The sequence below is a fragment of the Actinotignum timonense genome, assembly GCF_900155575.1.
GTDB classification, from domain to species: domain Bacteria; phylum Actinomycetota; class Actinomycetes; order Actinomycetales; family Actinomycetaceae; genus Actinotignum; species Actinotignum timonense.
The window spans coordinates 212,071-225,880 of sequence record NZ_LT706966.1 but is presented as its reverse complement, the minus strand read 5'-3'; the positions used below and the strand labels follow the sequence as shown (position 1 = coordinate 225,880).

General features: G+C 55.9%; 9 protein-coding genes and 1 tRNA gene. 5 read left to right on the top strand and 5 right to left on the bottom strand.

All coding sequences use genetic code 11. From position 1 onward, the window contains the following. Nucleotides 1–125: 125 nt before the first annotated feature. Nucleotides 126–4,403: an FIVAR domain-containing protein gene (locus tag CZ322_RS00965; RefSeq protein ID WP_101595339.1), complete on the bottom strand. Its 4,278-nt coding sequence runs from the start codon at nt 4,401–4,403 to the stop codon at nt 126–128. A 508-nt stretch (nt 4,404–4,911) separates the two neighbouring features. Here CZ322_RS00965 and CZ322_RS00960 point away from each other — a divergent pair. Then, nucleotides 4,912–4,985: transfer RNA gene (locus CZ322_RS00960), tRNA-Met, on the top strand. Nucleotides 4,986–5,090: 105 nt separating this feature from the next. Here the strand turns inward: CZ322_RS00960 and CZ322_RS00955 are convergent. Beyond that, nucleotides 5,091–6,515 (bottom strand): IS3 family transposase, encoded by a 1,425-nt coding sequence (locus tag CZ322_RS00955; protein WP_087069845.1) that lies wholly within the window; start codon nt 6,513–6,515, stop codon nt 5,091–5,093. A 293-nt stretch (nt 6,516–6,808) separates the two neighbouring features. Here CZ322_RS00955 and CZ322_RS09795 point away from each other — a divergent pair, with 293 nt between their 5' ends. Both CZ322_RS09795 and CZ322_RS00945 read left to right on the top strand, forming a co-directional pair. Further along, a complete protein-coding gene (locus CZ322_RS09795; protein ID WP_143231794.1) occupies nt 6,809–7,138 on the top strand; it encodes a hypothetical protein in 330 nt (109 codons plus the stop codon). Nucleotides 7,139–7,239: 101 nt separating this feature from the next. Continuing rightward, nucleotides 7,240–7,566: a DUF3024 domain-containing protein gene (locus CZ322_RS00945; RefSeq protein WP_087069843.1), complete on the top strand. Its 327-nt coding sequence runs from the start codon at nt 7,240–7,242 to the stop codon at nt 7,564–7,566. 108 nt (nt 7,567–7,674) lie between these two features. Here the strand turns inward: CZ322_RS00945 and CZ322_RS00940 are convergent, their stop codons facing one another. After that, nucleotides 7,675–8,493 (bottom strand): zeta toxin family protein, encoded by an 819-nt coding sequence (locus tag CZ322_RS00940; RefSeq protein ID WP_087069842.1) that lies wholly within the window; start codon nt 8,491–8,493, stop codon nt 7,675–7,677. Beyond that, nucleotides 8,486–8,761, bottom strand: coding sequence for a hypothetical protein (locus CZ322_RS00935; protein ID WP_087069841.1), 276 nt, complete (start codon nt 8,759–8,761; stop codon nt 8,486–8,488). Before CZ322_RS00935 ends, CZ322_RS00940 begins: the two co-directional genes overlap by 8 nt. Before the next feature lie 426 nt (nt 8,762–9,187). Here CZ322_RS00935 and CZ322_RS00930 point away from each other — a divergent pair, with 426 nt between their 5' ends. After that, nucleotides 9,188–10,096 carry a LysR family transcriptional regulator gene (locus CZ322_RS00930; protein WP_087069840.1) on the top strand — a complete coding sequence of 303 codons (909 nt, stop codon included), beginning with the start codon at nt 9,188–9,190 and terminating at the stop codon, nt 10,094–10,096. Between the two features lie 20 nt (nt 10,097–10,116). Here the strand turns inward: CZ322_RS00930 and CZ322_RS00925 are convergent, their stop codons facing one another. Beyond that, complete coding sequence (locus CZ322_RS00925; protein ID WP_234984401.1) at nt 10,117–10,575, bottom strand: MarR family winged helix-turn-helix transcriptional regulator; 459 nt, start codon at nt 10,573–10,575, stop codon at nt 10,117–10,119. Nucleotides 10,576–11,232: 657 nt separating this feature from the next. On the opposite strand from CZ322_RS00925, the gene CZ322_RS00915 reads away from it, so the two are divergent. Continuing rightward, nucleotides 11,233–13,743, top strand: coding sequence for a Rib/alpha-like domain-containing protein (locus tag CZ322_RS00915; protein ID WP_101595608.1), 2,511 nt, complete (start codon nt 11,233–11,235; stop codon nt 13,741–13,743). Nucleotides 13,744–13,810: the final 67 nt, after the last annotated feature.

Here is a 13,810-nt window from a genome sequence, read left to right as displayed (position 1 = left end):
CCACTTTGTTGGTGACCTGAGCGGGTGCCTGAACGCTTCAGGTATGCAGGGCGCAAAAACGAGGGTGGTAGGAAGCTTGGGAGCTTCCTACCACCCTCGTGGTGTATCAGGCCAATGCTAGGGCACTATGCCTTGCGGCGGCGTACGCTCACCAGCGCAGCGCCGGCCGAGACAGCCGCCAGCGCAACGAATGTGCTCATGGCGACTTCAGTACCGGTGTGCTGGAGGGCCTTCTTCTTGACCTTCTTCACAACCTTGCCGGGCTCGGAAGGCTGATCGGGCTGAGGCTCCTCAGCTTGGGGCTGCTCCGGCTTCTCGGGAAGCTTGACGCCGCTGATCTCGGCGCGAGCGTTATCGAGAGCCGCGGTTGCCTCATCAACCTGGGCCTGCGTGGCGTTCGCGTCGGCGAGCACTCGCTTGGCGTTGGCAAGCGCATCGTCATAGGACTTACGAAGATCTTCCGAAGCAGCGGAGTACTTCGGGTCAGCCTTCGTGGACTCGTCCTGGCCGATGGAGGCTTCGAGCTTGTCCTTAGCCGTCTTGGCGGCTTCGGTCAGCTTAGCGCGAGCATCATCCAGGTTCTTGGTCGCTTCATCTACCTGAGCCTGGGTGGCGTTGGGATCCTCGAGGACCTTACGCGCAGCCTCAAGGGCTTCGTCGTAGTTCTTCTTGGCTTCCTTGGCTTCGTCCGAGGCGTTGTCGCCGGAGGCGTTGTTGTAGGCCGGGCCGGCCTTGGTCGCGTCGTCCTGGCCGATGGAGGCTTCGAGCTTGTCCTTAGCCGTCTTGGCGGCTTCGGTCAGCTTAGCGCGAGCATCATCCAGGTTCTTGGTCGCTTCATCTACCTGAGCCTGGGTGGCGTTGGGATCCTCGAGGACCTTACGCGCAGCCTCAAGGGCTTCGTCGTAGTTCTTCTTGGCTTCCTTCGCTTCGTCCGAGGCATTGTCGCCGGAGGCGTTGTTGTAGGCCGGGCCGGCCTTGGTCGCGTCGTCCTGGCCGATGCTGGCTTCGAGCTTATCCTTGTCCGTCTTCGCGGTCTCTGTCAGCTTCGCGCGAGCGTCGTCCAGATTCTTGGTGGCCTCATCAACGGCAGCTTGGGTAGCGTTCGGATCTTCGAAGACCTTGCGCGCAGCCTCAACAGCCGCATCGTAATTCTTCTTAGCTTCCTTCGCTTCGTCCGAGGCATTGTCGCCGGAGGCGTTGTTGTAAGCCGGGCCAGCCTTCGTCGCTTCATCCTGGTTGATGGAAGCTTCGAGCTTATCCTTGTCCGTCTTCGCGGTCTCTGTCAGCTTCGCCCGTGCGTCATCGAGGTTCTTGGTCGCTTCATCAACCTGAGCCTGGGTGGCATTCGGGTCCTCGAAGACCTTACGCGCAGCCTCGAGAGCCTCGTCGTAGTTCTTCTTAGTTTCCTTCACCGCTTCGGGCGCGTTCTCGTCGCTCGCATTGGTGTAGGCAGGGTCAGCCTTGGTGGCTTCGTCCTTTCCGATGGAAGCTTCCAGCTTGTCCTTGACGGTCTTAGCCGTTTCGGTCAGCTTCGCCCGGGCATCATCCAGATTCTTGGTCGCCTCATCAACTTGAGCCTGGGTAGCATTCGGATCCTCGAAGACCTTGCGTGCGTTGTCCAACGCGGTGTCGTAGTTCTTCTTGGCATCCTTAGCCTCGTCCGAAGCGTTCGGGTCAGAAGCGTTCGTGTAAGCCGGATCAGCCTTGGTCGCCTCGTCCTTGCCAATGGACTCTTCAAGCTTATCCTTCACGGTCTTGGCCGTTTCGGTCAGCTTGGCGCGTGCGTCGTCCAGGTTCTTGGTGGCCTCATCGACTTGCGCCTGGGTGGCGTTGGGGTCTTCGAAGACCTTGCGCGCAGCCTCAACAGCGGCGTCGTAGTTCTTCTTCGCTTCCTTGGCTTCGTCCGAGGCATTGTCCCCGGAGGCGTTGTTGTAAGCCGGGCCAGCCTTTGTCGCCTCGTCCTGGTTGATCGAAGCTTCCAGCTTGTCCTTCACCGTCTTCGCGGTGTCCTCAAGCTTGGCGCGGGCATCGTCCAGGCTCTTGGTCGCTTCATCAACCTGGGTCTGGGTGGCGTTGGGGTCTTCGAAGACCTTGCGCGCAGCCTCAACAGCGGCGTCGTAATTCTTCTTCGCTTCCTTCATGGCCTCGGGCGCGTTTTCGTCGCTCGCATTCGTGTAAGCGGGCGTGGCCTTGGTCGCCTCGTCCTTGCCAATCGAAGCTTCCAGCTTATCCTTGACGGTCTTGCCAGCCTCGGTGAGCTTGGCGCGAGCATCGTCCAGAGCCTTAGTTGCTTCATCAACCTGAGCCTGGGTAGCCTTCGGGTCATCGAGAACCTTACGCGCGGCCTCAACAGCCGCGTCGTAGTTCTTCTTAGCTTCCTTCACAGCCTCAGGCGCATTCTCATCGCTCGCGTTCGTGTAGGCCGGGCTGCCCTTGGTGGCATCGTCCTGACCGACGCTCGCCTGCAACTTATCCTTGACCGTGGCGCGCTTATCCAGCGCAGCCTTCGCGGCCTCGAGCGCGTCCTGCGCGGCATTCGCCTCGGCCTGCGTCGCGTCGCCCTTGGCGAACAGATCGCGCGCGGCCTGAACCGCGGTGTCGTAGGCCTGCTGTTCTTCGGGGGTCGCGTTCGCGTAGATGGGATCGGTTTTTTCGACGACGCCGTTCTCATCCAAGGACTTCTTGAGCGGGACCTTGGTGGTCGTGTACTTCTCCACCTCGGTGCGTGCGGTATTCAGTGCATCAAGCGCAGCATCGACCTCATCCTGAGTGGCCGTCGGGTTAGCGATCACCTTCTGCGCCTCGGCAAGGGCTTGGTCATAAGCCTGCTTCGCGGCGGCTGCCTGGGTGTTCTTTGCGGTATCCGGGGTGCCGTCCTCATTGCGGAACACCTGGTCGTTGGTGTTCTGGTACTCCGGGGTCGCCTTGAAGGTCGGGTCCTCGTTCACCTTGGCGATGAGCGCGTCCTTGTCGGAGACGGTCACCGCGCGGATGGCTTCCAGGCCGTTCTGCAAGGCGGGGTCGATTTCGGACTTGTCGGCGACTGCCTTCAGAGCAGCAATGGCGGCATTCGCTGCCTCTTGAGCAGCTTTCTTGGCGGCTTCCTTATCAGCCGGCTGCGCGCCGGGTGCCTGGTCGATCTCAGCGGTCTTCTTTTCCAGTTCAGCCTTAATCTGGGCGAGAGCAGGAGCGATGTCGATCAATTCGTCTTTCGCCGTCTTGAGCTCTTCGCTCAGCTTCTTGTAATCCGCAGCAGTCTTGATTTCCTCGGAAGATACAGCCGCCTCAGCGGCAGCGATAGCCTCATCCAACTTGGCAATCGACGGGTCGGACTTATCAACAACCGTGGTTTCCTTGATCTTCTTGAGCGCCTCAAGTTGTTCGCGCAGCAGCTGCTTCGCGGCCGGATCAGTCTTCTGATCCACGTAGAAGGCCTCGAAAATCGGGGTGACGTAGTGCTTCACAGAGCGCTGCAATCTCAAGGTTTCCGGATGGTGCCAGTTCTCGAAAACCCCGCTGGTAGATGCGAAGTCAGGAGTGATCTGAACCTTGTAGTCCGTGATGCCCGCGGGAAGATCAATGGGCTTGGAAGTAAAGTGCCCCACAGCGCCTGACTTCACGCTAGTCAGATCAACCGGAGTCTTGTTCGTGAACTGAGTGGCGTGCTGCATAGCGCTTTGAGTAGTGGAGTATTGAATATAAGGAATACTCGTTCCATTTGCGATTTCCGTTTCCGTAGCAGGAGTCTTATCGAAAATCGGCTGGCCACTACCCCCACCAATGCCGGTGACGGTGTATTCGTCCGTTGTCTCACCGGTGCTGGGATTGAAGGAAGCCTTGTAGAATTCCTTCTCCGTGCCATCTTGGGTAGCGAGAACCCGAACGGTATAGCCGGCCGGGCGAGTCGTCTGTGCTAGGGAACCGGTCGAGAAATCGACGACGACGCGGCTTCCATTTTCAGGTGAGTAGGCCTTGAAGTTGCGTTCGATGCCGTAGAAAGGCTGGACGAATTCGCTCCCGTCAATCTTCTGAGCTCCGGTGTAGAACCCTTGGGAATCGTATCCCTGGCCGAGTGCCAAAAGGTAGGGATGCTTACCGGTTGCCTGTTCGTCAATAAAGTACTGAACTTTATTGTTGTCGCTTTCGACGACAGCTGTGCCGGCCATAGAGTTGATGTACAGGCCGTCTTCACGAGCTTTGGCCACCACGAACTTACCGCTGTTGATAGCCTTCCATCCGCCGAGCTCAGTTACTTCTTTAACTGCGCCGGGTTCCAGGTTGAGAGCCGCGACGGCGTCGTTGAGGGCCTTATCGGCAAGGTCATTATTCTTCACGGTTTCCGGCAGCGCTTGCAGAAGCCCGTGGTAGTAGTCGTCTGATTTGCCTTTTTCGTACGGTTGCATTGTGGCATTCGGATCCGGAGCGGCCTCGGAGCCGCCCGTTTCTGCTGCCAGAACGCTCGCGGGGACCGCGAGCGCCGTTGTCGCTAATAATCCGGCGAGGGCGGCGCTAAAGGCGCGTTTTGCCCCCCCCCCCCGAAAACGCAGTGTGGTTCGCATAACTACCTTTACATTCGTGGTTGAGACGTAGTTGTGGACGGGGATCGGTGAGATTTCGTCCGCAATTACATAAAAACGCAAATGCTGAATATAGTTCAGGGTTGCGTATATTGCTTAATATAACTGACTCTTGAGGACTTTGGCCACAGGTAATTTTGACGCCTCTCACACGTATAACCAGGGCGAATATACGCGGTAAATGCTGGCTGAAATGGAATGAATCGGGTGGCTGGCAGCTTGCGTGGCGTGGTGGCGGGTGTTGTGGTGTACGTGGTGGACGTGGTGGACTAAACGGGAGGTTGCAGATCACACTTGCGCGAACGTGAGGAGTCGGGTATAGTAGAAAAGTCGCCGCGGGATGGAGCAGTTCGGTAGCTCGCCGGGCTCATAACCCGGAGGTCAGAGGTTCAAATCCTCTTCCCGCCACGAAAAAGGCTGGGATCCCAACGAAAAGTTGCTGGGATCCCGGCCTTCACTGCATCCCAGAATGGCAATCGGTGGGGTTAATAGACAAAAGGGGCTGCGGACTGTTTATTGGACATTATCGCTTAAAACCGCTTGACGATGCTCCACAATCGTTAAACCATCGAACTTCAAGGTAATACGCTTCTGGTTATAGAAGAACATATACTCGTCTATCGCCTCGCATAACTCATCGGTTGTAGCCCACTTCTTCCCGTGATAAATCTCGGTTTTCATCCGCCCGAAAAACCCCTCACAAGCAGAATTATCCGGACTACACCCCTTCTTCGACATCGACCGCGTCAACCCGTAACGCCGCGTAAGCTCAATCCAGGACACAGACCGGTAGTGGACTCCCCGATCCGAATGGATCACGAGTGGATGCTCACTCTGGCCGGCTTGTAGCTCGTTTAGACGCTGGTGCGGGAGGGTTGCCAGGGCGTTTTCAAGGGAGGAATCAGCCAACACTGAGGTTGGGTGTAATCCCCTCGTATACGCCACGACTTTCCCGTCATAACAGTCAATAATCGGGGAGAGATAAACCTTCCCGTTAGCTGCGTGGAACTCGCTGATATCCGTGAGCCAAAGCCGTCCGGGCTCATCAGCGTGGAAGTCACGCTCGACTAGGTTTTCCGGTGCCGGGCTGATCTCCCCGCCGTAACTAGAGTACTTCCGGCGTGCTTTGGCATACCTGACCGGGATTTCCTCTTCCCGCATCAAGCGCTGGATGACTTTCTCCGAGACCACATACCCAAGCTTTCTAAGCGCTAAACGGATACGCCGATACCCATACGTATACAAGCCCTCGCGCGCGATCTGAGCGATCAACTCACGCAAGCGAGCATGCTTGTCAGGCCGCTCTAGCTGTTTAGCGGTGTAATAGTACGAGCTTGCCGGCAAATCCAAGGTATCTAAGACCATGGCTAGCGGCGTGGTAGAGCGTAGCTGGTTAGCTACCCGTGTTTTCTCTACCGCTTCACTGCGCCCGCCTGTGCGGGCTTTTCCTTTTTTTGCTAGCTCGAGCTGGGCTTTCAAGACGCGTTTCTGCACGATTAAATCGGCTACAAGAGCACGTAATTCTTCCGGGTCTTGGGGTAGCTGGGCTTCCAGTTGGTGGCGGGTTTTCGCTTTGATCTGGTCGCATTCTTTCTCGTTCATGAGTCCTAGACTGCCTTCCGCATCCCACTTTTTAACCCAAGCATAGATGTTTGTGCAGTTCACGATTCCTAGATCCTGGGCGATAGTGTAGGCGTTTTCCCCGCTGCGGAATCGCTTGCAGGCAGTTACTTTCACGTCCGTTGATATTTTCTGGTTAGGGGCGTGTTTCTTCGGTTTTCTCTGCTCTGGTTTCTCGTTGCTATTCCGGATCCATTTGTAGAGCGTGTCTCGGCCTGGGTAGCCCAGTTTACGGACTGTGGCGGTTACCGATTGCGTGCGTTGGTAGGTGGTGAGGGCTTTACGGATCTGCTCTCTCGTGTACGTACGCTTACTCATTGAACGTTCTCCTTAAAAATCTCTAGGAAACCGTCCGCACCCCCAAAAGTGGGTCTAATGACGGCGTGTCGTTGGCCTGAATCCAGCTCGGAGCCGTACGAACTGGGTTCACAAACAAAGTGCGAGGGTTGCACCTGATTTCGTGTCTCTAACGCGCACTATGGCGCCTACACGGCCCAGAAAGCGCACTCTGACACCTCTGCCCACCCCATGACTGTGTCGCGTGGCAGCCCGGACGTAACGAGTTTTCCGTCGAGGCATGTCGCGCAACGCATGTCAAGGAAGTCAGCTTATTGAGCTACGTGACCTCAATAAGGTCGACTTTTCATTGGCATGGCAAGGAAAAGTCCGGGTATAAGACCCACCATTTGTCTATTAGCCCAATCGGTGCCGGAAACATTCATCAAAGAAGATTCGAGAGGGGCGATCCGGCAATGACAACACGACGGCAAGCGGCCCAAAGAGGCGCCTCGAAAGCCGCTGAGATCATTGCTAATCCGGGACAGAGGGTCTCAGCGAAGAAACGACGCTCCGGGGAGATTGCGATGCTGCGAGCGAATCTCAAGATGGAGATTCAAATGCAAAAGCGCCTGCGGGAACAAAAGGACTTCTTCACGTTCTAAACAGATGCCACCGCTACCAATCCCCTGGATCGGAAGCGGTGCAACCCGAACTGAAATCAGGGGGATACACCCCCTAAGGAATGATCTCTTACCATGTACGCATGGCTATTCCCGAAATCACTCTGCGCCGTATCGAGCGCTGGTGTGACGCGCTCGTCCCCGATTCATTCAAAGATGAACTCAGGTACGAGTTCGCTGTTACCAACAATTACATCGTGACTATCCTCGAAGTGCGCCCGGCGTGGAACGGCGTGGGCGGGCCAACGCGTGCTCCGGTTGCGCGCCTGCGCTACATCCGGAAACAGTGGAGCCTGTACTGGTGCGACCGAAACCAAAAGTTCCACGCATACGATATTGAGCCCAGCCTGCTCGTGGACGACCTCCTCGACTACATCGAGAACTCCAATGACCCGATCTTCTTCGGATAGCTCCTTGCGCTGAGCGTGCGATTCTTGTTGCGCTAGTCGTGCAGAGTTAACCTGCGTTCACCCGCGGCTTCCTGAATGGCTACCTTCGCCGCGTCACGTACGAACGCACTAACCAATATCGCTCACTGCCGCGCGAATGTCATCCATGAACCCACGAACCTCGGAATCATCGGGAGTAAAACGCGTTACGCCTTCTTCAAGCGCCGGGAGATTGCGGGCAAGTTGTGCCTTTTCCGCATCGCTAAGAGTCCTGTGAAACGCATCTTGAAACGCCAGCACGCCGCCCGGACCTGGCGCTTCATCGTAGAGGTAGTCACCGTCGCGGTTCATGACCGTGAACCGGTCAAAGCGAGTATCGCTGGCACATACCGCGGCAACGGTCCGTTCAAGAGCTGCAACAGCTACCTCGTGTGCCTGGGGCGGCGTCCAGCGGGAGGTGCGCCCCGCGAGCTGATCCAAGTAAAAGCGTTCCAGCAATCCCACTTGCGAAAGCAGCGGCGGGACTGCCACCACCACAGCGTGGGTGCGCCGGCCGGCCTTCCGGGCTTTGCCGGCTTCTTCGATGATCATCGTGGTGTTACGCCAGGTGCCTTCCACGAGCGTGGAAAACGAATTCTGTATCGCCCACTGCATGCACATGGCAATCCACTGCCCCGATGCAGCCGCAGTCACGTCGGGCATCCGCAGGGGATCATTGCGGATCAACCACTGGTAGTCCGGGTGAAAAGCCCGCAGGTCGTCCCCAATAATCTGGGTGATGTTCTCCTCGCTATACCGGGCTAAGAGGGCTCTTTGCCCGATAGTTTTACCTGCGCCGGGCTGCCCACCGAGGAAAATCGAGACCGGAGCACGCGAGGCTCGTGCTTTCGCAAAAATGCTCGGCGCAACGTTCTTGAGCCACTCTTCACGAATGTCGAAATCACACATGCGAGAGCGTGGTGGGTAGATGCTCAAGCAGTGCGTTCCAGGAGTTAATGCAGCGAATCTGCCCGGCCCGGTCTTTCCAGTGCACAGCGTTGCGCTGCTCAACCAACTCTACGTATTTGCCTCGATACGCAACTTCGAGTGGCTCATCGCCTGCCAAACGAGCCTGGCGTGAAAGCGAAATGTAGCGCGCGCCCAGCAGCGTCCCGGCTTCGTAGAACACGTCGTACAGCACCGTGTCCGAATACATTTCATAAGGTACAGCCACCATGCACCCCTCTCTTTCGTTTCCATCCTAAAGGGGACGAGTAGCCGGAGCTACCAAGTGCCCGACAAGCCCACATGACACCATAAAAAGCACGGGTCCTCTTCGAGGACCCGGCGACAACGCTTCCTCACGGGACTCGTCGTAAGCACCACGCTAACCAACAAACAGCCGTCAATCAAGACCCAAAATCCACGAGCGCCAAAGCCTATGAGGAGACGATGCTCATCGACGACGCTCATCACGGACGTACCCAGCGGTCATTCTCCCCCTTGCCTCCCCGCCCTTGGAAACTTATTCTAGGACTGACGTCCCAGCGGGCGGTTTTCCTAGTTGTTTTCGCATTGTTCAGCCTGTATATCTAAACTGGGCAAGGTGAATCCATTCACGTTGTCCACAAGGGGCATGGGGCATGCATAGGGGAGGAAATCAGTGAAACTTCAGCACTTGGAGGCTTTCGTGATGGTCGCCCGGGTCGGGTCCGTCAAGGATGCCGCTACTGAGCTTGGTTGTAGCCAGCCTTCGGTGACGAAGCAGATTCGCGAATTGGAGAAGACTCTCGGCCAGGAACTCCTGGATCGCTCCGGCCGCGGCGTTCGCCTTACCCCGGTGGGCATCCTTTTCGCCGGCCGGGCCCGCGAAATCCTCAACCTCTCGCGCCGCACCGTTGAAGAGTTCAGCATGCTCCACGGTGAGATTGGCGGGCACATCGTCATCGGCACCGTTGAGAGCGCCGCGGTCGCGGATATTTCCCAAGCGATCAAGAGCCTGCGCGATAACCACCCCGGCGTGAGCGTCACGCTCCGCCGGATTCGCCGCGAAACGGTGCTCGAACGCCTCTCCAGCGGCCTGCTATCTTTCGCCATCACTCCCGATGCCTGGGACCTGGCCGGCTATGAACGCCTCGCCCTCCCCACGCGCGATCGCTGGGGCATCCTGGTTCCCGCAAGTTCTCCGCTCGCCGCCCAGGAATCCGTCACCCTGGAGGAACTCGAAGGCGTCCCGCTCATCTGCCCGGACGACAGCGTCGGGCACCGGCAATTGGCCACCTGGCTCGATGACCACGGCGAACAATGCCAGGTGATTTACGACGTCGTCTACAACGCCCCGCAACTCGTTGATGCCGGCGTGGGCTACGCGGTTGTCAATGACTGCTCGGCCGGGCGCTGTTCGCATCTGGGCCTGATGTTCATCCCGCTCGCTCCCGCCACAAGCGCGGGCATGAGCCTGGTGTGGGATCCGGCCCGCGCCCTCACGCGCGTCGAACTCGCATTCCTGGAAGCGGCACGCGGGGTATGTGCGCAGCAGCCGGGCTTAGAGACCGATTTCTACACGATTTGAATCGCGCTCCCGAAAGGACGCTAACTCAGAGGCCCGCGCTGCCCCGCCCCAGCTTCACCCGACATCCGCTGAAACTCAATCCGCCCCAGCTTGTCCACCAGATAGGCGTGCACCAGCGACGCAAAAATCGGAGTGGCCGCGCGCAATAACGCCAGGCCGGAGCCGGTAAGGGTGGCATTGATGCCGCGGGCATCGTCTGCACTAATGGAGCGGTGAACAAGCCCGCGCCGTTCCAAGCGGCTCACGGTTTGCGAGGTCCGCGCGCGAGAGTGCGTGAGAAGATCGGCTAAAATGGTCATGCGCAAGCTGTGGCCGCTCGCCTTGGATAGGTGCGAAAGAACGTCGTATTCGTGCAGGGAAATTCGATAATTCGCCATCAACGCCCGATTTACAGCTTCGATAGCCAAGGAATGCGCGCGCAAGTATTCTTGCCATGCTTGCTGCTCATCATTCGAAAGTGAATTAACCCTTACACTCACAAGACAGTCCTTCCGTAAAGCCTGGTTTGATGGCTCGGTTCGCCCGTTGCGTGAAATCGTTTCGGACTGGTCTTGCCTAGAAACGATCAGTATTGCGGGATGTAAATCTTNTCAATATGTTGGTGGCGGTTGGGTGGTGGGGGGGGGGGGGGGGGGAGGGGGGGGGGGGGGGGGGTGGGGGGTGGGGTGGGGGTGCTTTCTGTGCGTGAGTTGCGCCTGCTAGACATGCGCCCAACTATACACCCCCTTAGATAGAATAGACAGAGTTGAGAACGATTATTAATAGTTACGCCGATTTATAAACATGCATGGAAAAATGGACTGTTGTGCCGATTTTGTCTGATTTTTTCGCGCGCTCAAGGTTTCCTAAACGTAACGTATCGCACTCTCGATAGCTTTTTCGTTATCCGAACCTCAATTTTTTCACACGTGTCAGACAAATCTGAGTGGCGCTGTAGCGCAACCGTTTCGCGCATTTTTGGCCATAAGTACGACGACGCAGCTCCGGCGTCTCTATGTTGCTAAGCGGTTGGCAATAAATAGACGAAAAGCATCCAATAAATTAAATCCGCTCTCTTATTGTATGCATCTTTCCGAATCGTTATCCTCTGAAAAGTCCATTTCCTCGCTATCTAACCGACTTTTGGGAAGTTTTAAATGGGTTTCGTCAAGTGTGCTTCGCGTGCGGTCAGCGGTCTTCGTCGCTTAATGATCGCCATCCTTGCCCTCATGCTAATCGGTGGAATCACAATATTTACTCCCGGCTGGAACGCGATGGCGGCAAAAGTGTGGTGGGGCCCAGAAGGCTATGTTTGGTATACCTCTAACCACTCCGATCTTCACAACACCCACAAGCTTGTGGACGTTGATCATTCGAGTGTCAATCTTCCGAATGGTCGGAAGTTGGTCACTTATATCGCCCATTTTAATCGAGAAAAGTCCCCGGCTGCTTTTTCGGGCCGCGCGTGGCTCAATGTCTATTTACCCAAGGGGCTGATCGACGAAACCATCCGCATTACTCGCGAAAAAGAGGTGCAAAAATTCGTTTTTGGCGGCATGAAATGGCAATGGGAAACTGTTGCGCATCAACAGACTATTGGTGATTTTGACGCTTCCGATACGCGTGATGCTGGTCTTTGGCCGGAACCTAGATTTGACGAGCATTGGGATAAAGGCTTTATTCAGACAGATCCACTTCACGGCTCGTCAGCTGGTTCTTCGCAGGTGTGTCAGCTGACAGAGTGGAAGAATGGTGGGAAGTTCGGTCGTTCGTTGTGGTCGTATGAAGCGGGCACCAATGTATATCACCGGTGGATGATTACTGCCGAAGTGGAGCAGGACTTCGACGTTGAGAACGAACCGGTCATGGTTGGCTATAACTCATCTAATAGCGTCTCAAGTTGGGAAAATCATTTTATCTCCTACGGGCCGTACGACATGGATGGCGATGGAATGACCGATGTCCAAGAAAAAGAAAATGGGACAGATCCATACTCCGGTGCAGTCAAATACCCCACGGTGAAAGCCGAATATGGCAAAGTTGTGGCTGTTAAGCCGTATATTCCGCAGGGTAAGCTGGACTACGATAACTCAGGGCAGGGCAGCTGGCATTTCGTTGAGGATTCCTCGAAGCAGTCGTTTAGGAATTTTCCCGCTGGCACTAAATTCGCTTTGCCGCAGAGCCTCCCGAATTCTATCCAGAGGGTCTATACCCGTGACGTCAAAGAAAACCAGGTCTTTTTCAATGAAGATACCGGCGAGTTGCTATTTAGTCCCTCAAAGACGAACCGCGGTCAAACGGTGCCATTTGAAGTGACCGTTAACTATCCTCTAGTGGATAACTGCCGGCCACCTCAGTATAACCTGACGAAACTCGACATCGAAGTAATTGTTCAGGCTAATCTCTATGCGCCGGTCTACCAAAAGACTGAGGTGCAGGCAGGAAAGACCAAGACCGTTGCGGCACCCAAAGATTATGAACGCGAACTGCCTTCGGGTACTCGTTTCGAAATAACCGCTGAGGGTAAACGCGATTATTCGTGGGCAACCATGAAATCCGACGGATCCATCGATCTAAAACCAGGATTCGACGTGACTCCGAAAGACTATTCAATCCCGGTTGATGTGACATACCCGGATGGGTCGATGGAAAAGATCACTGCACCGGTCGAAGTTACAAAACCGGATAAGTTCTCAGATTTTTATCGTCCTGCTTACAAACCGGTGACGGTCAAAGCCGGCGAAACTGGCAAGGTTGAACCGCCGAAGGATCCTACCCGTTCCCTGCCACAGGGCACGAAGTTCTATAAGGAACCAGCGAGTACGATTCCTTGGGCTAAAGTCGACAAGAATACCGGTGAGATCACCTTAACTCCGGATCGAACCACTAATCCAAATGATTACTCCGTGCCGGTGAAGGTAGTATATCCGGATAACACAACCAGTGTCATTGTCGCTCCGGTGAAGGTCCTTGAATCAGGTTTGGTTCCCGGTGACTTCAAGCTACAAGTTACTCGTGGTTTGATTCCGGTCAGCGATATTGTTCTTGCGGAGGGGCAGCCTCTCGACCCCGTGGTGGATATTTCTGCCTCCCAGAAACTCAAGGTGGTAGACAAGATCCGTTTTAAGACGGTTTGCACGAAGAAGAGATTCGACGGGATTCCTGAGACGATCTATCGAGGCGCTATTAACGGTTGGGAGTTGAGATCTCCGGTCAATTATTGGCCCAAAGCAACCGAGGCCCAGGAAGCCGATTTCGCTCGCACGGGTATGAAGAAACCCGGGATTATCTATAAACAAGACGGTGTCGATGCCCGTTCTACAACGAGCTTCATTGACTCACCGGGTGGTAAGCATCCGATGGGGCCGGGGATTTATGAATGCTCCTTCTTCGCGTCGTCAAATATGAGCGGTTTTGTGAGCACCGCTGGCGGGGAAGACAAACTCATGCCAGATGGCTCTATTAATTCCTTGTATGCTTCTACGCTACTTGCTGGTAAAGGACTTATCTGGGATGTCAAGACCATCAAAATTACCGTGGTGCCGCAGCTCGTCATGCCAAAAACTGGTGGAGTGGGCGTTACTCCAGCCTTGGCCGTGATTGCATTTGCGAGCTGTATCGCTCTGGCCGGATGGTGTGCAAGGAGTAGCTATCGGTACCGAAACTAAATCCAACCAATCGACTGCGCCGAGGTGAATGAAGTTCCTCTGCGGGGCCCGTATACCCAAAATTCGG

Bases quoted from the DNA above. Each gene is read 5' to 3' on its own strand.
- CZ322_RS00915 (WP_101595608.1), top strand. From the start codon at position 11,233: ATGGGTTTCGTCAAGTGTGCTTCGCGTGCGGTCAGCGGTCTTCGTCGC.
- CZ322_RS00940 (WP_087069842.1), bottom strand. From the start codon at position 8,493: ATGTGTGATTTCGACATTCGTGAAGAGTGGCTCAAGAACGTTGCGCCG.
- CZ322_RS00935 (WP_087069841.1), bottom strand. From the start codon at position 8,761: ATGGTGGCTGTACCTTATGAAATGTATTCGGACACGGTGCTGTACGAC.
- CZ322_RS00955 (WP_087069845.1), bottom strand. From the start codon at position 6,515: ATGAGTAAGCGTACGTACACGAGAGAGCAGATCCGTAAAGCCCTCACC.
- CZ322_RS00965 (WP_101595339.1), bottom strand. From the start codon at position 4,403: ATGCAACCGTACGAAAAAGGCAAATCAGACGACTACTACCACGGGCTT.
- CZ322_RS00945 (WP_087069843.1), top strand. From the start codon at position 7,240: ATGGCTATTCCCGAAATCACTCTGCGCCGTATCGAGCGCTGGTGTGAC.